This is a genomic window from Ralstonia sp. A12 (genome assembly GCF_000801955.1).
Lineage (GTDB): Bacteria > Pseudomonadota > Gammaproteobacteria > Burkholderiales > Burkholderiaceae > Ralstonia.
In genome coordinates this window covers 156,108-180,892 of the sequence record NZ_JSZO01000006.1, presented here as the reverse complement: position 1 = coordinate 180,892, position 24,785 = coordinate 156,108, and the positions used below count along the sequence as shown (strand labels likewise).

Annotated in this window: 26 protein-coding genes and 1 tRNA gene; 13 read left to right on the top strand and 14 right to left on the bottom strand. The window is 63.7% G+C overall.

The annotated features are described in order from the left end of the window. Positions 1 to 78 precede the first annotated feature (78 nt). Complete coding sequence (locus PI87_RS09895) at positions 79 to 657, top strand: NnrU family protein (RefSeq protein ID WP_039597533.1); 579 nt, start codon at positions 79 to 81, stop codon at positions 655 to 657. 13 nt (positions 658 to 670) lie between these two features. Here PI87_RS09895 and PI87_RS09890 read toward each other — a convergent pair whose 3' ends face one another. Next, entirely contained in the window at positions 671 to 1,591 is a 921-nt protein-coding gene (locus tag PI87_RS09890; RefSeq protein ID WP_039597532.1) for a pyridoxal-phosphate dependent enzyme, read from the bottom strand. A 132-nt stretch (positions 1,592 to 1,723) separates the two neighbouring features. Between PI87_RS09890 and PI87_RS09885 the strand changes: the two genes are divergently transcribed. Together PI87_RS09885 and PI87_RS09880 are read left to right on the top strand one after the other, a co-directional pair. Then, complete coding sequence (locus tag PI87_RS09885) at positions 1,724 to 2,656, top strand: LysR family transcriptional regulator (RefSeq protein ID WP_039597531.1); 933 nt, start codon at positions 1,724 to 1,726, stop codon at positions 2,654 to 2,656. 153 nt (positions 2,657 to 2,809) lie between these two features. After that, entirely contained in the window at positions 2,810 to 3,643 is an 834-nt protein-coding gene (locus PI87_RS09880; RefSeq protein WP_039597530.1) for an aldo/keto reductase, read from the top strand. Positions 3,644 to 3,667: 24 nt separating this feature from the next. Here PI87_RS09880 and PI87_RS09875 read toward each other — a convergent pair whose 3' ends face one another. Together PI87_RS09875 and PI87_RS09870 are read right to left on the bottom strand one after the other, a co-directional pair. Continuing rightward, the gene (locus PI87_RS09875) at positions 3,668 to 4,108 is read right to left on the bottom strand and encodes a hypothetical protein (protein WP_039597529.1); all 441 of its coding nucleotides are present in this window, start codon (positions 4,106 to 4,108) and stop codon (positions 3,668 to 3,670) included. Between the two features lie 149 nt (positions 4,109 to 4,257). Further along, on the bottom strand, positions 4,258 to 5,154 hold the full coding sequence (locus tag PI87_RS09870) for a LysR family transcriptional regulator ArgP (RefSeq protein WP_039597528.1): 897 nt from the start codon (positions 5,152 to 5,154) through the stop codon (positions 4,258 to 4,260). Between the two features lie 73 nt (positions 5,155 to 5,227). Here PI87_RS09870 and PI87_RS09865 point away from each other — a divergent pair, with 73 nt between their 5' ends. Further along, positions 5,228 to 5,884, top strand: a complete 657-nt coding sequence (locus tag PI87_RS09865) for a LysE/ArgO family amino acid transporter (protein WP_039597527.1) — start codon at positions 5,228 to 5,230, stop codon at positions 5,882 to 5,884. Between the two features lie 39 nt (positions 5,885 to 5,923). On the opposite strand, the gene PI87_RS09860 is transcribed toward PI87_RS09865, so the two are convergent. After that, complete coding sequence (locus PI87_RS09860) at positions 5,924 to 6,874, bottom strand: LysR family transcriptional regulator (RefSeq protein ID WP_039597526.1); 951 nt, start codon at positions 6,872 to 6,874, stop codon at positions 5,924 to 5,926. Positions 6,875 to 6,989: 115 nt separating this feature from the next. Between PI87_RS09860 and PI87_RS09855 the strand changes: the two genes are divergently transcribed. Continuing rightward, positions 6,990 to 7,262, top strand: a complete 273-nt coding sequence (locus tag PI87_RS09855; protein WP_039597525.1) for a serine hydrolase — start codon at positions 6,990 to 6,992, stop codon at positions 7,260 to 7,262. Positions 7,263 to 7,339: 77 nt separating this feature from the next. Further along, a complete protein-coding gene (locus PI87_RS09850; RefSeq protein WP_039597582.1) occupies positions 7,340 to 8,476 on the top strand; it encodes an MFS transporter in 1,137 nt (378 codons plus the stop codon). Between the two features lie 10 nt (positions 8,477 to 8,486). Here the strand turns inward: PI87_RS09850 and PI87_RS09845 are convergent, their stop codons facing one another. The 3 genes from PI87_RS09845 to PI87_RS09835 form a co-directional block, all read right to left on the bottom strand. Then, complete coding sequence (locus PI87_RS09845; protein ID WP_039597524.1) at positions 8,487 to 8,930, bottom strand: acetyltransferase; 444 nt, start codon at positions 8,928 to 8,930, stop codon at positions 8,487 to 8,489. Between the two features lie 177 nt (positions 8,931 to 9,107). Then, positions 9,108 to 10,154 (bottom strand): ankyrin repeat domain-containing protein, encoded by a 1,047-nt coding sequence (locus PI87_RS09840; protein WP_198139540.1) that lies wholly within the window; start codon positions 10,152 to 10,154, stop codon positions 9,108 to 9,110. Positions 10,155 to 10,370: 216 nt separating this feature from the next. Beyond that, positions 10,371 to 10,447: transfer RNA gene (locus PI87_RS09835), tRNA-Arg, on the bottom strand. A 655-nt stretch (positions 10,448 to 11,102) separates the two neighbouring features. Here PI87_RS09835 and PI87_RS09830 point away from each other — a divergent pair. Continuing rightward, positions 11,103 to 11,306 (top strand): hypothetical protein, encoded by a 204-nt coding sequence (locus tag PI87_RS09830; RefSeq protein WP_039597522.1) that lies wholly within the window; start codon positions 11,103 to 11,105, stop codon positions 11,304 to 11,306. Positions 11,307 to 11,318: 12 nt separating this feature from the next. On the opposite strand, the gene PI87_RS09825 is transcribed toward PI87_RS09830, so the two are convergent. The 3 genes from PI87_RS09825 to wrbA are packed head-to-tail and all read right to left on the bottom strand — an operon-like array spanning position 11,319 to position 13,720. Continuing rightward, the gene (locus tag PI87_RS09825; RefSeq protein WP_039597521.1) at positions 11,319 to 12,731 is read right to left on the bottom strand and encodes an FAD-binding oxidoreductase; all 1,413 of its coding nucleotides are present in this window, start codon (positions 12,729 to 12,731) and stop codon (positions 11,319 to 11,321) included. A 6-nt stretch (positions 12,732 to 12,737) separates the two neighbouring features. Further along, complete coding sequence (locus tag PI87_RS09820) at positions 12,738 to 13,130, bottom strand: DUF2069 domain-containing protein (protein WP_039597520.1); 393 nt, start codon at positions 13,128 to 13,130, stop codon at positions 12,738 to 12,740. After that, complete coding sequence (gene wrbA / locus PI87_RS09815) at positions 13,127 to 13,720, bottom strand: NAD(P)H:quinone oxidoreductase (protein WP_039597519.1); 594 nt, start codon at positions 13,718 to 13,720, stop codon at positions 13,127 to 13,129. The genes PI87_RS09820 and wrbA overlap by 4 nt, the downstream gene beginning before the upstream one ends. 79 nt (positions 13,721 to 13,799) lie before the next feature. Here wrbA and PI87_RS09810 point away from each other — a divergent pair, with 79 nt between their 5' ends. Then, positions 13,800 to 15,110, top strand: coding sequence for a YihY family inner membrane protein (locus PI87_RS09810; RefSeq protein WP_039597518.1), 1,311 nt, complete (start codon positions 13,800 to 13,802; stop codon positions 15,108 to 15,110). A gap of 4 nt (positions 15,111 to 15,114) precedes the next feature. Here PI87_RS09810 and PI87_RS09805 read toward each other — a convergent pair whose 3' ends face one another. Genes PI87_RS09805 through PI87_RS09795 form a run of 3 tightly spaced genes read right to left on the bottom strand, consistent with a single transcriptional unit; the run spans position 15,115 to position 17,641 of the window. After that, entirely contained in the window at positions 15,115 to 15,432 is a 318-nt protein-coding gene (locus PI87_RS09805; RefSeq protein WP_039597517.1) for an Mpo1-like protein, read from the bottom strand. A 32-nt stretch (positions 15,433 to 15,464) separates the two neighbouring features. Further along, complete coding sequence (locus PI87_RS09800; protein ID WP_039597516.1) at positions 15,465 to 16,295, bottom strand: alpha/beta fold hydrolase; 831 nt, start codon at positions 16,293 to 16,295, stop codon at positions 15,465 to 15,467. Continuing rightward, on the bottom strand, positions 16,295 to 17,641 hold the full coding sequence (locus PI87_RS09795) for an O-acetylhomoserine aminocarboxypropyltransferase (RefSeq protein WP_039597581.1): 1,347 nt from the start codon (positions 17,639 to 17,641) through the stop codon (positions 16,295 to 16,297). Before PI87_RS09795 ends, PI87_RS09800 begins: the two co-directional genes overlap by 1 nt. A 238-nt stretch (positions 17,642 to 17,879) precedes the next feature. Here PI87_RS09795 and PI87_RS09790 point away from each other — a divergent pair, with 238 nt between their 5' ends. The 4 genes from PI87_RS09790 (at position 17,880) to aroC (ending at position 22,024) form a co-directional block, all read left to right on the top strand. Then, entirely contained in the window at positions 17,880 to 18,335 is a 456-nt protein-coding gene (locus tag PI87_RS09790) for a CBS domain-containing protein (RefSeq protein ID WP_039597515.1), read from the top strand. A 95-nt stretch (positions 18,336 to 18,430) separates the two neighbouring features. Beyond that, a complete protein-coding gene (locus tag PI87_RS09785; protein ID WP_039597514.1) occupies positions 18,431 to 20,338 on the top strand; it encodes an MFS transporter in 1,908 nt (635 codons plus the stop codon). 83 nt (positions 20,339 to 20,421) lie between these two features. Then, positions 20,422 to 20,838 carry an FKBP-type peptidyl-prolyl cis-trans isomerase gene (locus PI87_RS09780; RefSeq protein WP_039597513.1) on the top strand — a complete coding sequence of 139 codons (417 nt, stop codon included), beginning with the start codon at positions 20,422 to 20,424 and terminating at the stop codon, positions 20,836 to 20,838. Positions 20,839 to 20,923: 85 nt separating this feature from the next. Beyond that, entirely contained in the window at positions 20,924 to 22,024 is a 1,101-nt protein-coding gene (aroC, locus tag PI87_RS09775; RefSeq protein ID WP_039597512.1) for a chorismate synthase, read from the top strand. A 66-nt stretch (positions 22,025 to 22,090) separates the two neighbouring features. Here aroC and PI87_RS09770 read toward each other — a convergent pair whose 3' ends face one another. After that, positions 22,091 to 23,776: an electron transfer flavoprotein-ubiquinone oxidoreductase gene (locus PI87_RS09770; protein ID WP_039597511.1), complete on the bottom strand. Its 1,686-nt coding sequence runs from the start codon at positions 23,774 to 23,776 to the stop codon at positions 22,091 to 22,093. Between the two features lie 222 nt (positions 23,777 to 23,998). Between PI87_RS09770 and PI87_RS09765 the strand changes: the two genes are divergently transcribed. Next, the gene (locus PI87_RS09765) at positions 23,999 to 24,784 is read left to right on the top strand and encodes an SDR family oxidoreductase (RefSeq protein WP_039597510.1); all 786 of its coding nucleotides are present in this window, start codon (positions 23,999 to 24,001) and stop codon (positions 24,782 to 24,784) included. Position 24,785: the final 1 nt, after the last annotated feature.

Here is a 24,785-nt window from a genome sequence, read left to right as displayed (position 1 = left end):
GGCGCCCATCTTGGCATGGCTCGCGCATCTGCGTGACAATCGTCGCCATCTGCCGACAGCCGCAGCAAGGAGCCCGTCATGTTCGTCTTGATACTGGGGTTGCTGATCTTCCTGGGAGTGCATTCCGTTCGGATTCTTGCGGAAGGGTGGCGCAAGGCGCGGATCGCCCAGATGGGCGAGAAGGGCTGGAAAGGCGTGTACTCCGTGGCGTCCATTATTGGGCTGGCGCTGGTCATCTGGGGGTACGGCATCGCGCGGCACGAACCGGTCATGCTGTGGACCCGGCCAGCGTGGGCGCCGCATCTTGCGGGGTTGCTCACGCTTGCGGCCTTCATCCTCTTCGTGGCGGCGTACATTCCGGGCAACCACTTCAAGACGTGGGTCAGGCATCCGCAGGCGCTCAGCGTGGTGCTGTGGGCGCTGGCGCATCTGCTGGCAAACGGCACGTTGCACGCGGTCGTGCTGTTTGGAGCGTTTCTTGTCTGGGCGCTGGTTGATTTTGCGGCTGCGCGGCGGCGGGATCGCGTGGAAGGTGTTGTCTATCCCGACGGAACGCTTTCACGTGATGTGATTCCCGTTGTGATTGGTGTGGTCGCCTGGGTTGCGTTTGCGTTCTATCTCCATGTGCGCTGGATTGGCGTGAACCCGATGGGGTAGTCAGCCGCCGCAATCAATCGAACCTTGCCGCCAGGTCCTGCAGTTGCTGGGCCGTGACCGTGGCCCCGCCGCACACCACCACGGCAATGCTGGCGGCCGCCTTGAGGGCAGGGTGCCCGCTATCCAGGGCTGCCAATGCGGCCCCGCAGGCGGGTTCAACCACCATGCGGTGCTCGTCAAGAAACCGTAGCGCGGCGTTCACCGCCTGCGTGTCCGACACCACGACGTTGTAGATCTCACGGCGGGCGGCCCATTCAAGCGCACCGTCGCACGGCCGCTTTGCACCCAGCGAGGTCGCCACGCTAGAGATCGTGGGGAGCTCAACTGGCTTGCCCTGCGCGATCGAGCGCGCAAAACAGTCTGCCCCCTCAGTCTCCACCGCAATGACAGGCACGCTGGACCAGCCATTCCGTTGCAGCCCTTCCATCACACCGCACAACAGCCCACCGCCGCCCACGGCGAGGATGATCGCGCCGGGCTTGTGTCCGGATGCCGCCATCTCGTCCACCAGTGTGGCGTGTCCTTGCCAGATGACCGGATCGTCGAATGGGTGCACGAAGGCATCCCCCGGGCCGATCAAGGACTGCGCATAGGCGTTGGCTTCTGCCCATGCGGCGCCGTGCACGATCAGCCCCGCGCCTTCCTCGCGGATCAGATCGCGCGCCCGCTGTGGCGTGCTTTCCGGCACCACGACGGCGACGGGAACACCGAGCTTGCGTCCGCAGTAGGCCACTGCAAGCCCCGCATTGCCTCCGGACGATGAGATGAAGCGCTGCGCCCCGGCAGCACGCTGCGCCTCGCACAAGGCACCGATGCCGCGCAGCTTGAACGAGCCCGACGGCTGTGCTGCCTCCATCTTCAGCCACACCGGTTTGCCTAGCCGCCGTGAGTAGGGTTGGGACTGTACGAAGGGCGTGTGGATGTGGAGCGTCATGTCTCGTCGTGCCGTGCTGCAACGCATGTTCAAGGAGGCACCCATCCTAGGCATTCAAGGTTATGCGTACAAATGCTTTATAGGCGGATTTGCTATGCTTGGTAAGTATGGATAGGAGCGTGCGGAATCGATATGCGAAACATTGAGTTACGCCATCTTCGCTACTTCATTGCGGTGGCACAGGCGGGCAGCGTGGTGGCTGGTGCACGCGCCATTGGCATCGTTCAGCCTGCGCTGTCGCGGCAGATTCATGAGTTGGAGGCCGCCATCGGCACGCCGCTGCTGGCGCGCAAGGCGCGGGGCGTGCAACTGACTGCCGCCGGCGAGAGTTTTCTGCACGATGCCAGGCAACTGCTGGCCGACCTGCAGACTGGTCGGGACCGGGCCTTGCGTTGCGCAGCCGGTCAGCTAGGTGAACTGCACCTGGGTGTGCTGCCGAACTATCTCAGCTCAGCCGTTGTGACGGATGTGCTGCAGGCGTTTCGTGCGGCGTGCCCGGAAGTCAAAGTGTCGGTCACACCAATGCTCTCGGCAGAGCAGGCTGCTGCCCTCGCGCGCAAACAGATCGACGGCGGCATCATGGCCTGGCGTCGTGACGAGGCGCCGCATCTGTCTGGCGTTGCGTTGCTGAGTGACCGCTTTGTGCTGGCCATGCCCGCATCGCAATCCGCCCAGCAAAAGACACCCAAGCGGCTGGCAGACGTGGCGGACCAGCCGTTCGTGTGGTTCGATCCGGAGCGCTCTTCGGCTCACCATCGCTTCTTGATGCGGCAGTGCGAGCGTGCCGGCTTCACACCGCACGTGGCGCAGATCGGTAGCGACATCCCAACCGTGGTTGGCCTGGTGGCGGCAGGCATGGGGTGTGCGTTTGTGCCGGAGAGCCTTTCCGCCCTGTGTCCCCCCACCGTGGAGTTGGTGCCGCTGCGAGAGGTGTCGGATCGCTTTGACGTGGAATTCACCTTTGACGAGGATGCGGCAGCACCGGTTGTCACGCGGTTTGCGCAAGCGCTGCGGGAAGTCGTTGGCCGAGGTGGGCGGGCACGCCGGGCGCAAACCGCGCGGTAGCGGGCTTGGGCCGCGTATTTTCTGACCGGACGGATCGGGCCTTACCCGCGCGGCTGACGTCTTGTAGATTCATGAGGTGCTAACGAGCACGCGTGGGCGCAGCAAGGCCGCACAGGCCGCGGCCGCCCACCGGCTTCAACCGGAACCACACGCATGAAACATGTCACTTTGCCCGACGGCGAGCGCGTGCCAGCGCTCGGTATGGGAACGTGGAATATGGGCGAGAGCCACGCCGCCCGCGCTGAGGAAATCGCCACGCTGCGCCTGGGGCTCGACCTCGGCCTGCGTCTGATCGACACGGCGGAAATGTACGGCGAAGGCTTGTCCGAAGAGATGATCTGCGAGGCCATTGTCGGACGGCGCGACGAGGTGTTTCTCGTCAGCAAGGTTTATCCGCACAACGCCAGCCGCCGCGGCATTGCTGCGGCGTGCGAACGCAGCCTGCGCCGGCTGGGGACCGATCGCATTGATCTGTACCTGCTGCACTGGCGCGGCAGTGTCCCGCTGGAAGAGACCGTGCAAGGTCTGCAGGCCTTGCAGCGCGAAGGCAAGATCCGCCACTACGGCGTGAGCAATCTTGACTTGTCGGATACGGAAGAACTTTGGGATGTGCCAGGTGGCGATCAAACTGCGGTCAACCAGCTGCTCTACAACCTGGGCCGACGCGGCATCGAATGGGATTTGCTGCCCTGGCTGCGCGAACGCCGCGTGCCGGTGATGGCGTATTCGCCCATCGAGCAGGCGCACCTCACGCGTCATCCGAAGCTGGTGCGGTTTGCTCAGGAATGCGGCATGACGCCGGCACAGGTGGCGCTGGCTTGGTTGCTGACGCGCGAGGACATCATCGCCATTCCCAAGACCAGCCATCGTGAGCGGTTGCGCGAGAACTTCGTTGCGCTGGAACATGAACTGACGCCCATGCAACTGGCCGAGCTGGACCGCATCTTTCCGCCGCCGAAAGGGCCGCGGCCGCTCGAAATGCTGTAGACCTGTCAGCCGGGCATGCAGCGCTCAGCGTGCCTTGGCCTGCTGATAGCGCGCGTACTTCACGTAGTCCGTTGCGAACACGCGTGCCTTCTCGCGTGAGCTCTCGGTGACCTGATTGGCCGCCTGGCGCGCGCCCGATTTGCCGTGGGACGACACCATCTGCGCGCTGAGATAGTCGTGGAAGGCGTCGTGCATGGTCTTGAGCTCCCCTTCGCACGCGTCCAGCACGGATGACACCACTGCTTTGGTATCCGCCTGACTGAGCGCCTGCTCGTCCGCGCGGTGCTGGACGCAGTCGAAATAGCGAACGCGCAGCGCTTGCCAGCCGTTACCGGCATCACTGGTGCTGGCCGTGTTGCCTGCATTGGCCTGATCGGCAAGCTGCTGTTGCGACGGCGCGGGCGATCCGCATGCGGCAAGCAAGGCCAGCAGGACGAGGGACGGGGCGTAGAGGGCGGGCTTCATGGCATGCACTGTACTGCCGCAATTGGTTCTCGCACCACCCTTTGTGCTTGCGCCAAGTCGACCATGCCTCACGCCAGTAACAATTGGAAACGACTTCGTTGCGGGCAGGGCGCCGCATCGTTTCCCGCAATCCTGTGCAGTGACGCCGCTCAGGCGGGCAGCAAGGCAGCGTGTGCGGCAGCCAGAACGTTGCGGCTCAACCCATCGAGCAACGCCGACGCCGCCCGCGCGTATTGCCAGTGAAGCGGCACATCCAGCGGGGTGTCAGGCACCAGCTCAACCAGCGAGCCGTTTTTGAGGTGCGAGGCGATCAGCGCCTGCGGATGCAGGCCCCATCCCATGCCTGCAACGGCCGCCGCCACAAAGGCCTGGGGCGAGGGCAGCATGTGCCGGGGCAGATCGACATGCCGATGGCACAGGCGCCGTGCCCAGCGCGCCTGCAATTCGTCCTTGGTGTTGAACAGCAGGCTGGGGGCGCGGGCCAAGCTGCCGGCGCCGACCCCATCCGCGAAATGACGTTGCACGAATGCCGGACTGGCGGCTGCGAGGTAGCGCATGGCGCCCAGCGGCTGGCTGTTGCAGCCCGCAGCCGGGCGGGCCGTGGCAGTCACGGCGGCGAGCACGGCGCCGCTGCGCAGCCATTCCGTGGTGTGGTCTTGGTCATCCACGGCCACCTCCATCAGCACTGGATGCTGTGCGCCAAAGGCAGCGATGGCAGGGGCGAGCCAGGTGGCCAGGCTGTCGGCATTCACGGCAACGGGCAGCGGCACCCGCGCAATGCCCTCCGGCGCCAGTACGGGTAGGGCGCCTTGCAACTCCTGTTCGAGCAATCGGACACGGTCGACATGCTGGCAAAGCTGTCGCCCTGTCTCTGTTGCACGGCAGGGTTGATCGCGCACGACCAGCGCGCAGCCCACGCGTTCTTCCAGCAGCCGAATGCGCTGTGAAATCGCTGATGGCGTGACGTGGAGCGTGCGGGCAGCACGCTCGAAACTGCCTTCCCGAACCACAGCGGCCAACGCAGATAGCGCGGAGTAATCCAGCATAAGGTAAGTAAAACTAAACTGAATGAAGAGAAGATAGTTTGTCTTCATTGATGCGCGCGGGCAAGCTGCGCGCATGGATACCTTTCTGACTCCCACTTCGCTGGCGTTATCTGTCTCCCTTCAAGGCTTGGTCTTGTGTCTGGGGTTGATCGTCGCCATTGGCGCGCAGAACGCGTTTGTGCTGCGCCAGGGGCTGCGTCGTGAGCATGTGGGCACCGTAGTGCTGTTCTGCGCGGTGATGGATGCGTTGCTGTTGACCGCTGGCGTCATGGGCATGGCTCAGGCCCTGGGTGAGCGCCCTGGCCTCGCCACCGCAATGTCATTGGCAGGTGCGGCCTTTCTGGCGGTGTACGGATGGCGGGCGCTGCAACGGGCGCGGCATGCCAGCCAATTGCAGGTGTCTGAAAGTGGCGATGGATTGAGCCGGGGTGCTGCACTGGCGCAGGCGGCGGCATTCACGCTGCTCAATCCCCACGTTTATCTCGATACAGTGCTGCTGGTGGGCAGCATTGGCGCTCAGCATCCGGTGGCGTTGCGCGGCTGGTTTGTGGCGGGAGCCAGTTCAGCCAGCGTGCTCTGGTTTGTGGTGCTCGGGTTTGGCGCGCGCTGGCTGGCCCCGTGGTTTGCCAAGCCCAGAGCGTGGCAGGTGCTGGATGGCCTGATCGGGTCGACCATGCTGGTGCTGGCCGCGCTGTTGCTGCGTCACGCCCTCATGGGGGTCTTTGGTTGACGACGCTCGTCATCACCAGCGCCGGGCACGGAGCACCGACTAGCGCGATTTCTGGCGGGTGCGACGGGCTTCGGCCAAGCGAGGCGAGGGTGTTGCCGCGCTGTCAGCGGGGAACACGCGCTCGCACAAAAAATCGACCAACGCCCGGACCTTGGGGGAAGGGTGCTTGCTGGCAGGCCACAGCACGTTGAAGGTTCCCTTCCACTCCAAGTGATCCGCCAAGACCGGGCACAGTTGGCCATCGGCCAATACTTTCCGGATCGAGAAATCCGGCAGGAACGCAATCCCCAGACCTTGCAACGCAAAGCACAGGCGCGCCTCGATGTTGTTGCAGATCATCGATGTCGGGAGCACCAACTCAGGTTCGCCCGGCGCGCGACGCAATGGCCAGGGCTCCAGCTTGCCGCTGTTGGGGAGGCGATAGTGCAGGCAGGTGTGGTTGAGCAGATCGGCCGGCACCTTGGGCGTGCCGCGCTGTGCCAGATACGCGGGGGAGGCGACCAGCATGGCCTGATACGTACCGAGCCTGCGCGCCGAAAGCCGCGAGTCGGCGGGCGTGCCCGTGCGAACCACGGCATCGAAACCCTCTTCGATGACATCGACCAGCCGGTCTGTGAAGTCGAGGTCCAGTTCGATGTCGGGATACATGCGCATGAAGTCGCTGAGTACCGGCAGGACCAGCGAACTGACCAACGGCAGGCTGACGCGCAGGCGGCCGCGAGGTGCTCCGTTGGCCTGACACAACTCCAGCTCTGCGGCCTCGATTTCGCACAGGATGCGGCGGCTGCGCTCTAGGAACAACGTGCCCTCGGCGGTCAAGGTCACGCTGCGTGTGCTGCGATGAAAGAGACGTACGCCAAGCCGGTTTTCCAGCCTTGCCATGCTCTTGCCGATGGCAGATGCCGACACGCCCAGCAACCGGCCGGCGGCAACAAAACTGCGTGTCTCAGCCACCTGCACGAACACGACAAAGTTGTTGAGGCTATCCAAGGTGCGTCCTCGATTGCGGACATCCATGTCCTGATAGAAGTGAAATCTACCCCACTTTTTCTTGAATCGTGGGCTTTCTATCGTGGCGGAAGTCTGATCGAGAAAGGAGTTCACCTTGTCCGCTTCCGCTCTTCTGCAGCGCGCCGAGGCCCCATCCGCGCTTCTGCACGAACGTATCCAACGTGTTGTTCAACAGGCCATCGACGCGCAGCGGCTGGTCGGTGCCGTTGTGCTGGTCGCGCGGGGGCGTTTGGATCTCGATGAGGGCGTTGATCGCTACCTTCCGGATTTCCGGCCGCGTTTGGCCGATGGGCGGCCCGAGTACATCACGTCGCGGCAATTGCTCAGTCACACTGTCGCGCTGACCGATCTGCAGGAGGTGCGCTGATGCGGACCACAAAGGAGCTTGCGCTGCGGCCAAGCGAGCAGGGTGGTGCACCCTCCCGCGCTACGGGCTGCTTGCCCATGGGCCCGCTGCTGGCACTTGCAATGGCCGCATTCATCACCGTTCTGACCGAAGCGCTGCCGGCAGGTTTGTTGCCACTCATGGCCAGCGGGCTGGGGGTTTCCGAGGCGCTGGTTGGCCAGCTTGTCACGATCTACGCCATTGGGTCTTTGGTGGCGGCCATCCCGCTGACGGCATTCACGCAACGGTTGCGGCGCAGACCGTTGTTGCTCGCCGCTATCGTCGGCTTTGCATTTGCCAATACGGTGACGGCGTTCTCGACGAGCTATGCCCTGACCATGCTGGCGCGGTTCGTGGCGGGTGTGTCAGCGGGCCTGCTGTGGGCGCTCGCGGCCGGATACGCAGCACGCATGGTCGCCGTGCATCAACAGGGGCGTGCAATTGCCGTCGCCATGCTGGGCGCGCCGCTGGCGCTGTCCTTGGGGGTGCCCGTCGGTACGTTTCTTGGCAGCGTGATGGGGTGGCGTGCCGGTTTCGGGATCATGAGCGCGCTGGCGGTGATCCTGATCGTCTGGGTTCGCGTACAGGTGCCGGATTTCGCCGGCCTTGCCGCCAAGCGGCCGCTGTCGTTGCGTGCCACATTCCTCATCCCCGGCGTGCGGCCTGTCTTGTTCGCGGTGCTGACGTTTGTGCTCGCGCACAACATTCTCTACACCTACATCGCGCCCTTTCTTGCGACGGCGAAGTTGGACGAGCAGATCGATCGGGTGCTGCTGGTGTTCGGCATCGCATCGCTTGCAGGTATCGGCGGCGTTGGTGCCCTGATCGATCGGCATTTGCGCAGCCTGACCCTTGCCAGCTTGTTGCTGTTTGGTGCGGCCACCGTGGTGCTGGGCTGGGCGGGCCGCGCGCCAGCTTTCGTCTATCTGGCGGTGGCGGCCTGGGGGCTGGCGTTTGGCGGGATGCCAACGCTTTTCCAGACGGCGCTTGCCAAGACGGCGGGGGACGCCGCGGATGTCGCGCAATCCATGCTGGTCACCACCTGGAACGCGGCGATTGCCGGCGGCGGCATGGTTGGCGGCGTGCTGCTTGAACAGCTTGGGGTCGGCGCGTTTGTTCCGGTACTGCTGGTGTTGCTTGTGGCCGCGTGGGCTGTGGTGTGGTTGGCGAGACGCGATGGTTTTCCGGCCGCGTAACCACGTGAGTTCATGAGGCCGGCCGATAGCGCAGGTGGATCAGCGGGTAAGGCCGCCCTTGGCCATCCAGCGTTGATCGGCCGCAGCGCTCAAAGCCCATGCGCTCATAGAAGCCAACGGCTTGCGTGTTCTGTTCGTTCACGTCGACGGTCAGGTTCGGATGACGTCTGAGCGCTGCTTCCACTAGGTAGCGGCCAACACCCGACCCGCGATGGCTCGCGTCGATGAATAGCGCTTCCATGTGATTCGCGCTGAGCAGCATGAAGCCGATTGCCACGTCGGCGGCATTCACGGCGAGTTCCAGCGACGCGCCGGGAAGGAACGTGGCGACTTCCGATTCAATGGCGAGGCGATCTTCGGGGCTGAGGAAGTGGTGCGTTGCTTCGACGGCGCTGCGCCAGATTTCCAGTACGCGGGTGGCGTCTGATGGGGTGGAGGGTCGGAGTTGGACCATGGGCTTCCGTATCGGTTGAGAGGCGACGCGGTCGTCTTCTACGGCGTCTTTGCTGACGCGGATTGTATTCAACCGAGACCAGTCTTGAGGCACCTGGTGTGCCGTTGTCGCCAAAGAAAAAGGGCGGTAGGCCCATTGCCTGCCGCCCTGGTTTGCACGGGAGTTCACCCCTCCGCTTCAGCGCTTGACGCTGCGGAAGATGGCCAGCGTACTGTCATCGTGGAAGCTCGGATTCGCCAGCACGTCCTTGCGCACGGTAACGCTCTTGAGATCCGGTGACGCCGCGGCGACAGCATCGGAGTAGTACCGGGCGTCCGGATTGGCGCCGGCCTGGATCAGTGCACGCACGCAGTCGGCGTTGCCAACCAGTGCGGCCGATGCCAGCGGCACCGGTGCGTCGCCCGATGTCTTCATCCACGCCACCGAGTTGAGGTCGGTGCCCGGTTTGAGCAGCAGCTTGATGCGCTCGCTGGCCTGCGGGTCAGGTTTTCGGCGCAAATCGACGTGGCGTTCGCACACGTAGTTCAGCGCGGTGGCGCCGGATTTGGAGCGCGCGCCCACGTCGATGCCAGCGCCGATCAGCAGCTTCGTCGCATCCAGGCTGCCTGAAGCCATGCCCATGAGGGCGGTCTCGCCATTCTGGTTGCGCAGGTTCGGGTTGGCGCCGGCGCTCAGCAGCAGGCGCATGGTCTCCAGGCTCGGGGCATTGAGGCGCAGCCCCGATGCTTGCAGCAACGGCGTGTTGTTGCCGTCGGTGTTCAATGCATTGACGTTGGCTCCCGCAGCAATCAGGGCTTTGACGATGCGCAGGTTTTGCGGCGAAGCCTTGCCGTTGGTGTCGATGCCCGAGATGGCATAGACCAGCGGCTGATTGCCCAGATCACGATAGACGGGGATCTCCAGATCATTCTTCTGCGTGAGCAGGAGGTCGACCAGGTCGGCATCGTTGTTCGAGATGGCCACCGCCAGTGCGGACATGCCTTGCGGGCCGTCGTATTCGGCCGGCTGCGCGCGGTGCGCACGTGCGCCCTTGGCCAGCAGGTCGCGGATGGCCGCCAGTTTCTTTTCGTTGGGCTTTTGCTCGTATTGCTCGACTGTGGCGGCAAGTTTGTCGTCCAGCGAGGAAGGCTTGGCTTGCACGGTCAGCGGCGCGAGCAAGGCGAAACCAGCCAGCAGGCATGCTGTGGCCTTTGCAGCTGTTGTTTTGAGTTGGAGTCGCTTCAAGATGGATGAGCTTGGTTGATTGGCTGAGCACGCCGCCGGATGACCCGCAGCGCGGGCGCGATTATCGCATCTCTGTTCCGGTTGGTACATTAACAATAAGAAACATTGACAAAGGAGTGTCAAGGCCATTAATCGGAATATTGTTCCGATTGGTACGTTCTGGGGCGATGGTGCGAGCGGCGATGTAGCTCAAGCGCTCTGATGTATGAGGGAATTTGGCCTGCCCAGAGGGATTCGAACCCCCGACCGTCGGCTTAGAAGGCCGATGCTCTATCCAACTGAGCTATGGGCAGATGCACGTGCTGCCCAGGCAGGTAGGCGACGAACGGCCTCCGGATGCCTGGGAGGCCGCGATTCTATCAGATGGCCGATGCGGAAAACCGCGGCGCACTAGCGCTGGGGCGGGATTTCCGGGGGCAATTCGCCGGGTGGCAGTTCGATCGGCGGTGTTAAGGGTTCCGGGTCACCGACGGGGTCGTGAGACGGCTCGTCCGGGGGCGGCATTTCAGGTGGTGGGTGTGGCGGCGGCTCGTGCGGCATCGGCGGCGTAATGTGCGCGCGCAAGCTCAGTTGGGGCGGGACGGAAGGCATGATGACTCCGTGACAGTTCAATGACGTCGGTTTGGCCTCAATCAGTCCGCAAGCGTCGTTCCTGCGCATCATCCAAACGGTGATACCTCAAATTCGTACCCCCCATTAGGGGGATTCTTTGATACATTTCGTGGCGTCGGGTAGTGCCATAACAAATAACGATTCAACTCGAAATTCCGCGCAACGACGCGGAACGCTGTGCCTACGCACGCCAAAGGGCGTGACGGATGCCTTTTTCGGTTCCGACCAGACGGGAAGTACGGGAGTCTTGTTTGGGCAGCCTTAAGAAGCTGCTGTGTTTCGCCAGCGACAGGGCGCTGGCGGGGCGTCAGCCATGGGGCAGGGAGGAAACGAAGAATGAGTACGCGTCACGCACGACGCCCGGCAGGGGCGTCCCGAGGTATGTATGTCCGCAACGCCCAGAGTGGGCGCATTGGCGACCGTTCCAACGCCGCAGGCCATCGCCTGCCGCCTAGTGGTGTGCCGCGCTTGCTGCTGTGGCTGCTGGCCGCGACGATCCTGTTTGCTGCGGCGAACTACGCGTTCAAGCTGCTCGGCTAAAACCGAGGCGTCTTACAACACCTTTCCCGGATTCATCAGGCCGCGCGGGTCCAGCGCCTGCTTGATCGCGCGCATGGCCGCCAGCTCGACCGCGCTCTTGTAGCGCGCGTTGTCTTCTCGCTTGAGCTGGCCGATGCCGTGCTCGGCCGAGATCGAGCCGCCGTGCGCATGCACGCTGTCGTGCACGATGCGGTTGATGCCGTCCTGATGCGCCAGGAAGGCCTCGTGTTCATGCCCCTCGGGCGGTGACACGTTGTAGTGCAGGTTGCCGTCGCCAAGGTGGCCGAAGGTCACCATGCGGATGTCCGGGTAAGCGGCGGCCAGCGCGCGGTCGGTCACGTCGATGAAATCGGCGATGCGCGAGATGGGCACACCAATGTCGTGCTTGATGTTCTTGCCTTCATCGGCCTGGGCCAGCGGGATGTGCTCGCGCAGGTTCCAGAAATCGCGCGACTGCGCCACCGATTCCGCCACGGCAGCGTCGTCGATCACGCCGCGCGCCAGTGCATCTTCCATCAGCGCTTCGAACAGTGCACGTGCGTGTTCCTCGCTTTCCAGATCGGACAGTTCCAGCAGCACGTACTGCGGATACGCCTGTGCAAATGGCACGCGCAGTTGCGGATAGTGCTTGCGCACCAACTCCAGGCAGAACGCCGACATCAACTCAAAGCCCGTCAGCAGCGTGCCCGCATGGCTTTGTGCCAGCGACAGGAACGCCAGCGCCTGACGTGGAGATTGCAGCGCCGCCAGCGCCGTCACCTTGGCGCGTGGCTGCGGAAACAGCTTCAACGTTGCCCCGGTAATGATGCCGAGCGTGCCTTCCGCGCCGATCAGCAGGTCGCGCAGGTCGTAACCGGTGTTGTCCTTGCGCAGGCCGCGCAGGCCGTTCCACAGCTCGCCGTTGGGCAGCACGGCTTCAATACCGAGGCACAGTTCGCGGGCATTGCCATAGCGCAGGACAGCCGTGCCGCCGGCGTTGGTCGCCAGGTTGCCGCCGATGGTGCAACTGCCTTCCGCTGCCAGGCTCAGCGGGAACAGGCGATCGGCTGCCGCTGCGGCTTGCTGCACATTGGCCAGGATGCAGCCGGCATCCACGGTGATGGTGTTGTTGATCGGGTCGACCGCACGCACGGTTTGCATGCGCTGCACCGAGATGACGACCGCGTTGCCTTCCATATCGGGCGTGGCGCCACCGCACAGGCCGGTGTTGCCGCCCTGCGGGACCATGGGCACCGCATGCTCACCACACAGCCGCACCAGAGCCGCCACCTGCGCAGCATCCGCCGGGCGCAGCACCGCGCGGGCGCGGCCAGTGAAACGCTTGCGCCAATCCGTCAGATAGGGCGCCTGGTCTTCCGGCGTTGTCAGGACATACGCGGCGCCGATGGTGTCAGCGCAGGCTTGCAGGAACGCGTCGTGGGTCATGGCGGATCAGGTGTTCTGTTTGGCGTGTGCTTTGGCCGCACGCTTGAACGGACGCAGGTAGAAAATCGTCGCAAAGAAGAACGTCACGCTGAGCACAACCTCCACCCACGCCAATGATCGCGACAGGCCGGCATCGGACGTCGCGCGCACGATGCCCTCGGTAAAAAACAACAGGATGAACATCGATGCCCACTGCATCGTGTAGCGGTTCCTGCGCAGCACACCGGGCAGCGGCCACGCCAGCAACAGCGCCTTGAGCGCGAGCCACGAACCGCCGGGGCGTACTGGGGCGAGCCACAGTTCCCACGCGGCACACAGCACGATCAGCGCGATCAGGCTGCAGGCGCTCAGCACGTACAGTGCCCGGGATTCGACGACGGGGGGATTGGCGAGCGTCATGCCGCGAGCTTCAGGGCTGTCTGTGCAAGCCGGCGGCCCATGGCCGTGGCCAGCGTGCGTTCGTGGGTGGTCAGGGGGGCGGTGTCACCGCGATGCGCGACATGCGACGGCCCATAGGGCGTGCCGCCGGCATCGGTGGAGAGCAGTTCGCTCTGCTGATACGGCAGGCCAAGGACGACCATGCCATGGTGCAGCAGCGGCAGCATCATCGAGAGCAGGGTGGTTTCCTGTCCGCCGTGCATGCTGCCCGTGGAGGTGAACACACAGGCGGGCTTGCCGGCCAGTGCGCCCGACAGCCATTGTGGCGTGGTGCCGTCCAGGAAGTACTTGAGCGGCGCGGCCATGTTGCCGAAACGTGTGGGCGAGCCCAGCGCCAAGCCAGCGCATTCTTCCAGGTCGCGCACTTCCACATAGGGCGGGCCGCCATCGGGCACGTCAGGCTGCGTGGCCTCACACACGGTGGAAACGGCGGGCACGGTGCGTACGCGCGCCTGGGCGCCATCCACGCTTTCAATGCCTTGCGCGATGGCTTCGGCCAGCGCACGGGTGCTGCCATGACGGCTGTAGTACAGGACCAGGATATCTTTCATAACAAAGCGTTGAGAGCGTCGCGGTATTATAGTTGCGCCCCCCAATCTCCCTCATTGGCCTTGCGCCGCCTCATTCTTCATGCTTTTTGATACCCGTGCGCTTCGTCAATGGAATGCCGCCAAGCTGCGTGCGCTGTCGCGTTATGCGCTGCGCCGCGCGGGCGAAGACCGCCTGCCCCAGGTGGCCGGCAGTCTGACGTTCACGACGGTGCTCTCGGTGGTGCCGATCCTGACGGTGGCGTTTGCGCTGTTCACGGCGTTCCCGATGTTCAAGAGCTTTCGTGCAGACATCGAAGGCTACATGTTCAGCAACCTCGTGCCGAGCAACATCAGTCGGCCGATCATCACGTATCTGAACCAGTTTTCGAGCAACGCCAAAGGGCTGACGGCCGCTGGCCTGATCGGCTTGGTGGTGACGTCGGTCATGACCATGCTGACGGTCGAGAACGCGCTGAATGCCATCTGGCGTGTGCGCCAACGCCGGCCGCTGGCGCAACGCGTGCTCGTGTTCTGGGCACTGGTGACGTTTGGCCCGGTGCTGATTGGTGCGAGCCTCTCGGTCAGCTCGTACATGGTGTCGATCTCGGCCGGTTATGTGCACAAGCTGCCGTTTGGCCTTGGCGTGATCGTGGGCGCGGTGCCGATCCTGCTGTCGGCGATTGCGTTTTCCATGCTCTACGTGTTCGTGCCCAACACCAACGTGGCGCGGCGCGATGCGTTTCTGGCCGGCCTGGTTGCCGCCGTGGCGTTTGAAATTGCCAAGCGCATCTTTGGTTCTTATGTGGCGCACATTCCCACGTACACCGCCGTGTACGGCGCATTTGCCACGCTGCCGATTTTCCTGACGTGGATTTACGTGAGCTGGCTGGTCACGCTGCTGGGTGCGACCATTGCATCGACGCTGCCGATCATCCGCCAGGGCTACTGGCAGCGGCGCACGTTTCCGGGCAGCGAGTTCTTTGATGCGCTGGGTGTTTTGCTGTTGCTGTACCGCGCACGGGAACAGGCACCGCGTACGGTGGCCGAACTGGAAATCAGCCGGCGTCTGCAACTGGAGGCGGAGTACCTTGCTGACCTGCTGACCAAACTCAAAGCATTGCACCTGGTCGGCAAGCTGCAGCAGGATCGCGGCGAAGCGCACTGGGCGCTGCTGTGCGATGCACATACGACCACGCTGCGCCCGCTCTATGAAAGGCTGGTGTTGAACCTGCCGCGCCTACCGCGCACGGCACTGGCGCGGTATCTGGGTGATACCCACGCGCTGGCTGCCCAATTGCACAATCCAGCGCTCGACAACACGCTGGAGAGCGTGTTTGCCAGCGGTGAGCGCGGCGTGGTGGCCGCGACGCAAGCTGCCGCTGCACCAGCGCCCGCCGCCGTCCGCGCCTGATCGCTCAGAACGGGATTTTCCCCGTCCAGATGTCGCGATACATTACCCAGTCGCCCATCAGGCTGTAGAAGGGGTGGCGGAAAGTGGCGGGCCGGTTCTTCTCAAAGCCGAAGTGCCCGACCCACGCAAACGCATAACCGCTGACAGCCGCACCGAGCAGCCACCACAGGTTGCCCGTGAAGATCAGCAGGATCAGGCACACCAGGGCAACACTCGAACCCGCGAAGTGCAGGCGCCGGCAGGTGCGGTCCTGGTGTTCGCCCAGATAGAACGGATAGAACTCGGCGAAGCTGCTGAAGGTGGGGGTCTCGGTGGTGGCCATGATGCGTCTCCTGAATCCTGACCGGGGCGCAGTTACACGGCGGCTGCGCCCGGCTCTCGTTCGCGCGCAAAGGCAATCAGCGCATCGAGCGTGCCGTCTGGGCATTCTCCCATGACCGCATGTCCGGCAGGCAGGCCCACCACGCGGCTACCCGCCAGTCCGGCGGCCACGTGACGGCCCGCCTTTGCCGGCGTCATCTGATCTTTCTCGCCAACGATCACGAGTGACGGGCACTTCACAGTCGCCATGGCCTCGGCGCCACGTGCATAGCCGTTGCAGGCGGAGAAATCCGTGTGGAAGACGGGGGCCTCCGTGCCGCGCGCCACGCGTTCCATCAGGCGTTGGCTGCCTCCATGCATCCAGAACCCGGGCCCTGGCGCAGACGGCTTGTTGGCGAGGCTGGAGTGCGACCAGATGTTCACCATGTCGATCGCGCCCGCTGTATTGTTGAGCGCGGCGTCGAGCAGTGCATCCGAGACCTTCATGGGCCAGGCGGTAGCCACCAGCGCAATGCGGCGCACGCGGCTTGCGTATCGCGAGGCGCACTCCAGCGCAATCAGTGAACCCATGCTGTGTCCGACCACCATGACGGGCTGTGTGACGCCGGCGGTCTGCACCAATGTCATCACCCAGTCGGCCATCGCTTCCACGGTTTGCAGAGGGGCGCCGCCACTGCGGCCATGCGCGGGCAGATCCACCGCCAGCACGCTGAAGCCGTGGTGCGCAAACCAGCGGGTCTGCAGCCCCCAGACCGAATGATCGTTCTGCGCGCCATGCACAAAGACAACGCACGGCAGCGTTGGATCGAACGGCTTGCCACCGGTATAGGCGTAGGCACGCTCGCCTTGTAGGGTCCATTCCATCAGCGGGCTCCGGTTGCGTTGGGCGCGGTCTTGCCAGCGGACGTGCCAGATGAGGCAGACATCGAGCGCTCGGCGGCTTTCAGGCCGCGCTTCAGATCGTCGATCAGGTCGTCGGCGTCTTCCAGGCCGATCGACAGGCGGATCGTGCCCTCGCCAATGCCGGCGGCGGACAGCGCGGCGGCGTCCATGCGGAAGTGCGTGGTCGACGCCGGGTGGATGACCAGCGAGCGCGCGTCGCCCACATTGGCCAGGTGTGAGAACAGCCCCAGCGATTCAATGAATTGCTGGCCGGCACGCCGATCGCCCCGCAGGTCGAAGCTGAACACGGCACCGCAGCCGCGCGGCAGCAAACGCTTAGCCAAAGCGTAGTCGGGGTGCGATTCCAGTTCGGGGTAGGCCACCGATGCCACCATTGGGTGGCTCGCCAGGAAGGCGGTGATGCGGCGGGTGTTTTCCACATGGCGGGCCATGCGCAGCGGCAGCGTTTCGATGCCTTGCAGCAGTTGCCACGCCGCCATCGGGTTCATGCAGGCGCCAAAGTCGCGCAGACCCTCGCGGCGGGCGCGTAGCAGGAAGGGGGCGACGGTGCTTTCCTCGGCAAAGACCATGTCGTGGAAGCCAGCGTAAGGCTCGGTCAGCTCGGGGTGCTTGCCCGCTGCCACGTAGTCGAAGGTACCTCCGTCGACTAGCACACCACCAATGGTGGTGCCATGCCCGCCCAGGAACTTGGTGGCCGAGTGGTAGACCAGGTCCGCACCGTGCGCGAACGGCTGCAGCAGCCACGGCGTGGTGAAAGTCGAGTCGACCAGTAGCGGCACGCCCGCGTCATGCGCGATCGACGCCACGGTCGGAATATCGAGCACATCCAGCCCTGGGTTGCCGAGCGTCTCGCCAAACAGCAGCCGCGTGTTCGGGCGGATGGCTGCGCGCCAGCCGTCGATGTCGCCGGGCTTGACGAAGGTTGTCTCGATGCCGAAACGGCGCAGCGTGTAATGCAGCAGATTGTGCGAGCCGCCATACAGCGCCGACGAGGCGACAATATGCGAGCCGGCGCCCATCAGCGTGACGATGGCCAGGTGCAGCGCCGCCTGGCCGGAGGCCGTGGCGATGGCGCCGACACCGTTCTCAAGGGCCGCCATGCGCTCTTCGAACACGGCGACGGTTGGGTTGGAGATGCGCGAGTAGACGTGACCCGCGCGCTCCATGTTGAACAAGGAGGCGGCGTGTTCGCTGTCGCGAAACACGAATGACGTGGTGAGGTGGATGGGCGTAGCGCGCGCACCCGTGGCCGGGTCGGGCGCGGCACCGGCATGCAGGGCCAGCGTGTCGAAGCGGGCTTTGGACATGGATTCAAGCACCGAATGAGGGTCGAGACCGGGCATGCTAGCACTGCTCCCTGTTGCGGTGCATCTCGGGCAAACGCCGAGCGGGCGCGGTTTTTGACTGGTTTTTTCTGCCGCATTTTTTGTGCATGTGCTTGTCGACGCCCTCCGGTTTGGGCTAGGATCGAAACACAACCATAACCACAACCCGCGCGCGGTCGCCCCCCGGCAGACCGGCACCCCGAAACCTGGGAGACGCAGCATGAAAGTCAGCGACATTCTTGAAGTGAAGGGCAACACGCTCTACACCGTGGCCCCGGAAACCAAGCTCCAGGTGGCGGTGCAGACGATGGCTGAGTACGACATCGGCTCGCTCGTGGTGATGGAGTACGGCGAGCTGGTCGGCATGCTGACCTTCCGCGAGATCATCAAGGTCCTGGCCAAGGGCCACGGCACGGTGGGCGAGGGTACGACCATCCGCAAGGTGATGGACGATCATCCGGTCACCTGCACCCCAGAAACCGAAGTCAATGAAGTGCGCCGCATCATGCTGGAGCACCATGTGCGCTACCTGCCGGTGCTCAACAGCCGCACGCTGATGGGCGTGATTTCGTTCTACGACGTCGCCAAGGCCGTGTTTGAAGAACAGAACTTCGAGAACAAGATGCTCAAGGCGTACATTCGCGATTGGCCCGAAGAAAAAGCCAACGAAGACTGATCTGCACATCGTCTTTGCTGCACACCCGAAACCCGCCCGCCGCTGCGAGCGGGTTTTTTTGTTGAACCCGATTTGAACCACGATCGCCCCTGCCGATGAGCCAATCGAGCCAGTTTTCGCTGCTGAAGCAGCGCCGTTTTGCGCCGTTCTTCTGGACCCAATTCCTGGGCGCCATGAACGACAACGTATTCAAGGTGGCGTTTTCCTCGCTGGTCACGTACCACGCGGCGCTGTTCGGCAATACGGACCCGGCCTCGGCGGCGTTCCTGATCTCGGCGATCTTCATCGCGCCTTTCGTATTGCTGTCGGCCACCAGCGGGCAGATTGCCGATCGCATGGATAAGGCCCGGCTGATCCGCCTGGTCAAGACACTGGAAATCGCCATCATGGCGATCGGCTGCGCGGGCTTCGCGCTGCGCCACATTGAGCTGCTGTACCTGTGCACCTTCCTGATGGGCGTGCATTCGACCTTGTTCGGGCCCGTCAAGTACGCCTATCTGCCGCAGCACCTGCAGTCGTCCGAACTGGTGGGCGGCAACGGGCTGGTGGAGATGGGCACTTTCGTCGCCATCCTGATCGGCACCATCGGCGGCGGGGAGCTGGCCAACTACACGCGCAACGGTGACCTCATCGGCCCAACGCTCACGGGCATTGCCTGCCTGGTCATTGCCGTGGCCGGCTGGCTGACGGCGCGCGGCGTGCCGGTGTCGCCGGCGTCGCAGCCGGATCTGCGCATCAACTGGAACCCGATCTCCGAGACCTGGCGCAACCTCAAGTTGGCGAGCAACCAGCGCGCGGTGTTCCTGAGCCTGATGGGGATCTCGTGGCTGTGGTTTGTCGGGGCGACGTTCCTGACGTCGTTCTTTGCCTTTGCACGCAACGTGCTCGGCGGCGATCAGAACGTGGTGACGCTGCTGCTGGCGGTGTTTTCGGTCGGTATCGGGCTGGGGTCGGTGCTGTGCGAGAAGCTGTCGGGACGCACCGTGGAGATCGGCCTGGTGCCGTTCGGCTCAATCGGCATGACGGTATTTGCGGTGGACCTGTATTTCGCCTCGCATGCCGAAGCGCTGGTCGCGCACGATGTGCTGACGGGCATTTCCGGCTTCCTGCAGAACCACCGCCACTGGCGCGTGCTGGCGGATTTGTTCCTGCTAGCCATGTTCGGCGGCTTCTACAGCGTGCCGCTGTATGCCCTGATTCAGAGCCGCTGCGAGCCCACGCACCGCGCACGCATCATTGCCGCCAACAACATCCTCAACGCGTTGTTCATGATTGCCTCGGCGGTGCTGGCGATGGTGCTCACGCATGCTGGCTTCACGATCCCGCAGTTGTTCCTGGTCACCGGCATCCTCAACGCCGTGGTGGCGATCTACATCTACACGTTGGTGCCGGAGTTCCTGATCCGCTTCGTGATGTGGCTGCTGATCCATACCGTCTACCGCGTGAAGGTGGAGGGCTCGGAGCGCATTCCCGATGAGGGGCCGTGCCTGCTGGTCTGCAACCACGTGAGTTTTGTCGATGCCGTGGTGGTGGGCGCCTTTGTGCGTCGGCCGGTGCGTTTCGTGATGGACCACCGTATCTTCAAGGTGCCGGTGCTGTCGTGGTTCTTCCGCACGGTCAAGGCGATTCCCATCGCGCCGATGCACGAAGACCCGGAGATGCTCAAACGCGCCTACGACACCATTGCCGTGGCGCTGGCCGAAGGGGAGGTCGTCTGCATTTTCCCCGAAGGCAAAATCACAGCCACGGGCGACATGAACCCGTTCAAGGAAGGCATGCGTCGTATCGTCGAGCGCACTCCGGTGCCGGTGGTGCCGATGGCACTGCGCGGTTTATGGGGCAGCTTCTTCTCTCGTCACGGCGGTGCGGCGATGTCGCGCCCGTTCCGTCGCGGCTTCCTCAACAAGCTGGAGCTGTGCATTGGAACGCCAGTGTCGCCGCAGGCGGTATCGCCGGAAGGGCTGCAGGCAGCCGTGCTGGCCCTGCGCGGCGAGTGGCGCTAAAGGACAGTCAACCGGAATTCGCTACACTGCCAGTTGGCCCGCTGTTTGAGCCGTTGATCCCCAATCACTCCCGTTATCCGACTATGAAACAGATCTCCCTGCTGTTGTGCGCTTCGTCGCTTGCCCTGGCTGCCGTCACCGCTCAAGCCGCATCGTCCACAGCGAGCGAAACGCTGCCCTCCGGCGTGATCGTCCAGACCCTGACCAAGGGCACCGGCCCGTCGCCCAAGGCCAGCGATACGGTCAAGGTGCACTACCGCGGCACGCTGACCGACGGCAAAGAGTTCGACAGCTCCTACAAGCGTGGCCAGCCGATCTCGTTCCCGCTGAACCGCGTGATTCCGTGCTGGACCGAAGGCGTGCAGAAGATGCAGGTGGGCGGCAAGGCCAAGCTGACGTGCCCGGCAGCCACTGCCTACGGCGCGCAAGGCGTGCCCGGCACGATTCCGCCCAATGCCACGCTGAACTTCGAGGTCGAGCTGCTGGGTATTGGTGGTTGATTGGGTGGCCGATTGATCGGCCTTACAATAGCGTTTTCCTGATGTTTTGCGCCGCGGCCGTCGCGGCGCTTTCTTGAGCACGATCATGTCTGGCAATACCCTGGGCCTGCTGTTTTCCGTCACCACCTTCGGCGAGTCGCATGGCCCGGCCATTGGCGCTGTCATCGACGGCTGCCCGCCGGGCATGACGCTCTGCGCAGAAGACATTCAGCCTGACCTGGACCGCCGCAAGCCTGGCACCTCGCGCCACGTCACGCAGCGCAAGGAAGAAGACCTCGTTGAGATTCTGTCCGGCGTGTACGAAGGCAAGACCACCGGCACGCCGATCTGCCTGCTGATCCGCAACACCGACCAGCGCAGCAAGGACTACAGCAACATCGCCGAGACCTTTCGCCCCGGCCACGCTGACTACACCTACTGGCACAAATACGGCGTCCGTGACCCGCGTGGTGGTGGCCGTTCGTCGGCTCGACTGACTGCACCGACGGTGGCCGCAGGTGCTGTCGCCAAGAAATGGCTGCGCGAGAAGTTCGGCGTGGAAATCCACGGCTTCATGTCGCAGCTGGGCGATATCCAGATTCCGTTCGTCGACTGGAACGAGGTGCCGAACAACCCGTTCTTCGCACCGAATGCCGAGATCGTTCCCGAGCTCGAAACGTACATGGATGCATTGCGCAAGGACGGTGATTCCGTCGGCGCACGCATCGAAGTGGTGGCCACCGGCGTGCCGGTCGGCTGGGGCGAACCGTTGTTCGATCGCCTGGACGCCGACATCGCACACGCGATGATGGGCCTGAACGCAGTGAAGGGTGTCGAGATTGGCGCTGGTTTCCATGCCGTGGCCCAGCGCGGCTCTGAGCATGGCGATGAGTTGACGCCGGATGGCTTCGTCGGCAACAACGCGGGTGGCATCCTGGGTGGCATCTCGACGGGGCAGGATATCTCTGTGTCGCTGGCGATTAAGCCGACGTCGAGCATCCGCACGCCGCGTCGCTCAATCGACAAGGCGGGCGAGCCGGCAGTGGTGGAAACGTTCGGCCGCCATGACCCGTGCGTGGGCATTCGCGCCACGCCGATCGCCGAGGCGCTGTTGGCGCTGGTGCTGATCGACCACGCGCTGCGTCATCGCGCGCAATGCGGCGATGTGTCGGTGGAGACGCCAGCCATCGCGGCTAAGGCGTCGTAAGCCAATTCACACAGGCAACAAAAAAGCGCGTTCGATGACGCGCTTTTTTGTTGGGCATTCGCCCGATTACATGCCCACGTAGTTCGGGCCACCACCACCTTCCGGCGTGACCCACACGATGTTCTGCGTCGGGTCCTTGATGTCGCAGGTCTTGCAGTGCACGCAGTTCTGGGCGTTGATCTGTAGGCGCTCGTTGCCTTCGTCGTTCTTGACGAATTCGTACACGCCAGCCGGGCAGTAGCGTTGCTCGGGGCCCGCAAACTGCGTCAGATTGATGCGCGTCGGAACCGTCGGGTCCTTCAGCGTCAAGTGGGCGGGCTGGTTCTCTTCGTGGTTGGTGTTCGAGATGAAAACCGACGAGAGACGATCGAACGTAATCTTGCCGTCCGGCTTCGGATACTCGATCTTCACGCACTCGGCCGCGGGCTTGAGCGACTGGTTGTCCGACTTCGTGCCGTGCAGCGTCCAGGGCGGGTTGGCCACGCCAATCTTTGGCAGCAGCCATTGCTCGATGCCGGTCATGATCTTGCCCAGCGTCGGGCTCTTCTTGAACCACAGCTTGAAGTTGCGCGACTGGTCCAGCTCTTCCTTCAACCAGCTTTGTTCGAAAGCGGCCGGGTAGGCAGACAACTCATCTGCCGAGCGGCCAGCAGTGACCGCTTCGAACACGGCTTCGCCGCACATCATGCCGCTCTTGATAGCCGCGTGGCTGCCCTTGATGCGCGCGGCGTTCAGGTAGCCAGCGTCGCAGCCGACCAGCGCGCCGCCTGGGAACACCGTCTTGGGCAGGGCTTGCGGTGTACCGTTGTTGATGGCGCGGGCGCCATAGCCGATGCGTTTGCCGCCTTCGATATGGGCGCGGATGGCCGGGTGAGCCTTCCAGCGCTGCATTTCTTCGAACGGGCTCATCCACGGGTTCTTGTAGTCGAGCCCAATCACAAAGCCGAGTGTGACCTTGTTGTCTTCCAGGTGGTAAAGGAAGCCGCCGCCGAAGGTGTCGTCCTCCATCGGCCAGCCGGCAGTGTGTACCACTAGGCCGGGCTTGGCCTTGGCCGGGTCGATTTCCCACAGTTCCTTGATGCCGATGGCGAAGGTCTGTGGGTCTTTGCCGGCGTTCAGCTTGAACTTGTCGAGCAGTTGGCGGCCCAGGTGGCCGCGCGCGCCTTCAGCAAAGATGGTGTACTTGCCGAGCAGCTCCATGCCGAGCTGGAAGTTCTCGGTCGGCTCGCCGTCCTTGCCGATGCCCATGTTGCCGGTGGCAACGCCGCGCACTGCGCCCTTGTCGTCGTACAGCACTTCAGCGGCGGCAAAGCCAGGGAAGATTTCCACGCCCAGCGCTTCGGCCTGCGTGGCCATCCACTTGACCACGTTCGACAGCGAGATGACGTAGCAGCCGTGGTTGTGGAAGTTGCGCGGCACGAGCCAGTCGGGCGTGCGCTTGGTGCCGGTTTCGCTCAGGAAGAGCACGTCGTCGCCGGTGACCGCTTGGTTGAGCGGGGCACCGTCGGCCTTCCAGTTGGGCAGCAGCTCGGTGATCGCGCGCGGGTCCATCACCGCACCGGAGAGAATGTGCGCGCCGGGTTCCGAGCCCTTTTCCAGCACGACGACCGATACGTCTTTGCCCGTTTCGGCGGCCAGTTGCTTGATCCGGATCGCTGTCGCCAGGCCAGCGGGGCCACCGCCGACGACCACGACGTCGTACTCCATGGACTCTCGGGGACCGTACTGTTCGAGGAGCTGCTGCTGGTTCATAGATGTCTCGTCGCTTGTAGGGCGTTTGCTTATTGGTATGGCGGATTGCTGCATTAGAATTTCCCGCATTGTCGGGGACACGCCCGCAAGCGGCAAGTGAATTTTCTGAACGATCGTTCGATTTTTTGCTAAGCTGCGCCGACTTCACATGCCGAGGCCACCTGCAGCGGGCCTCGCGCATACCAAACCACACGCGAAACCAACATACGGGGATCACGCATCATGGGTCTGTCGATCAATCTGGAAGGCAAGGTCGCGCTGATCACCGGCGCATCGAGTGGCCTGGGCGCGCGTTTCGCGCATACGCTGGCCGCAGCTGGCGCCAAGGTCGTGCTGGCCTCGCGCCGCGTCGAGCGTCTGAAAGAGCTTCGCGCCGACATCGAGTCGAAGGGCGGCAGCGCCCACGTCGTGCGCCTGGACGTGACGGACCCGGATAGCATCCGTGCCGCCATCGCCCACGCCGAAACCGAGGCTGGCACCATCGACATCCTGGTCAACAATTCGGGCGTTTCGACCACACAGCGCATGGTGGACGTGACGCCGGACGACTTCGATTTCGTCTTCGATACCAACACGCGCGGCGCCTTTTTCGTGGCGCAGGAAACCGCCAAGCGCATGATCGCGCGGGCCAAGGGGGCGGAGAAGAACGGCTCGCCGCTGCCGCAGTCCCGCATCATCAATATCGCTTCTGTGGCAGGGCTGAAGGTGCTGTCTCAGATTGGCGTCTATTGCATGAGCAAGGCCGCCGTGGTGCATATGACCAAGGCCATGGCGCTGGAGTGGGGACGCCTGGGCATCAACACGAATGCCATTTGCCCAGGCTACATCGACACCGAGATCAACCACCACCACTGGGAAACCGAGGCCGGGCAAAAGCTTGTGCAGATGCTGCCGCGCAAGCGCGTGGGCAAGCCGGAAGACCTGGATGGGCTGATTCTGCTGCTGGCGTCGGATCAGTCGGACTTCATCAACGGCGCGGTCATTAATGCCGACGACGGGATGGTGTAAT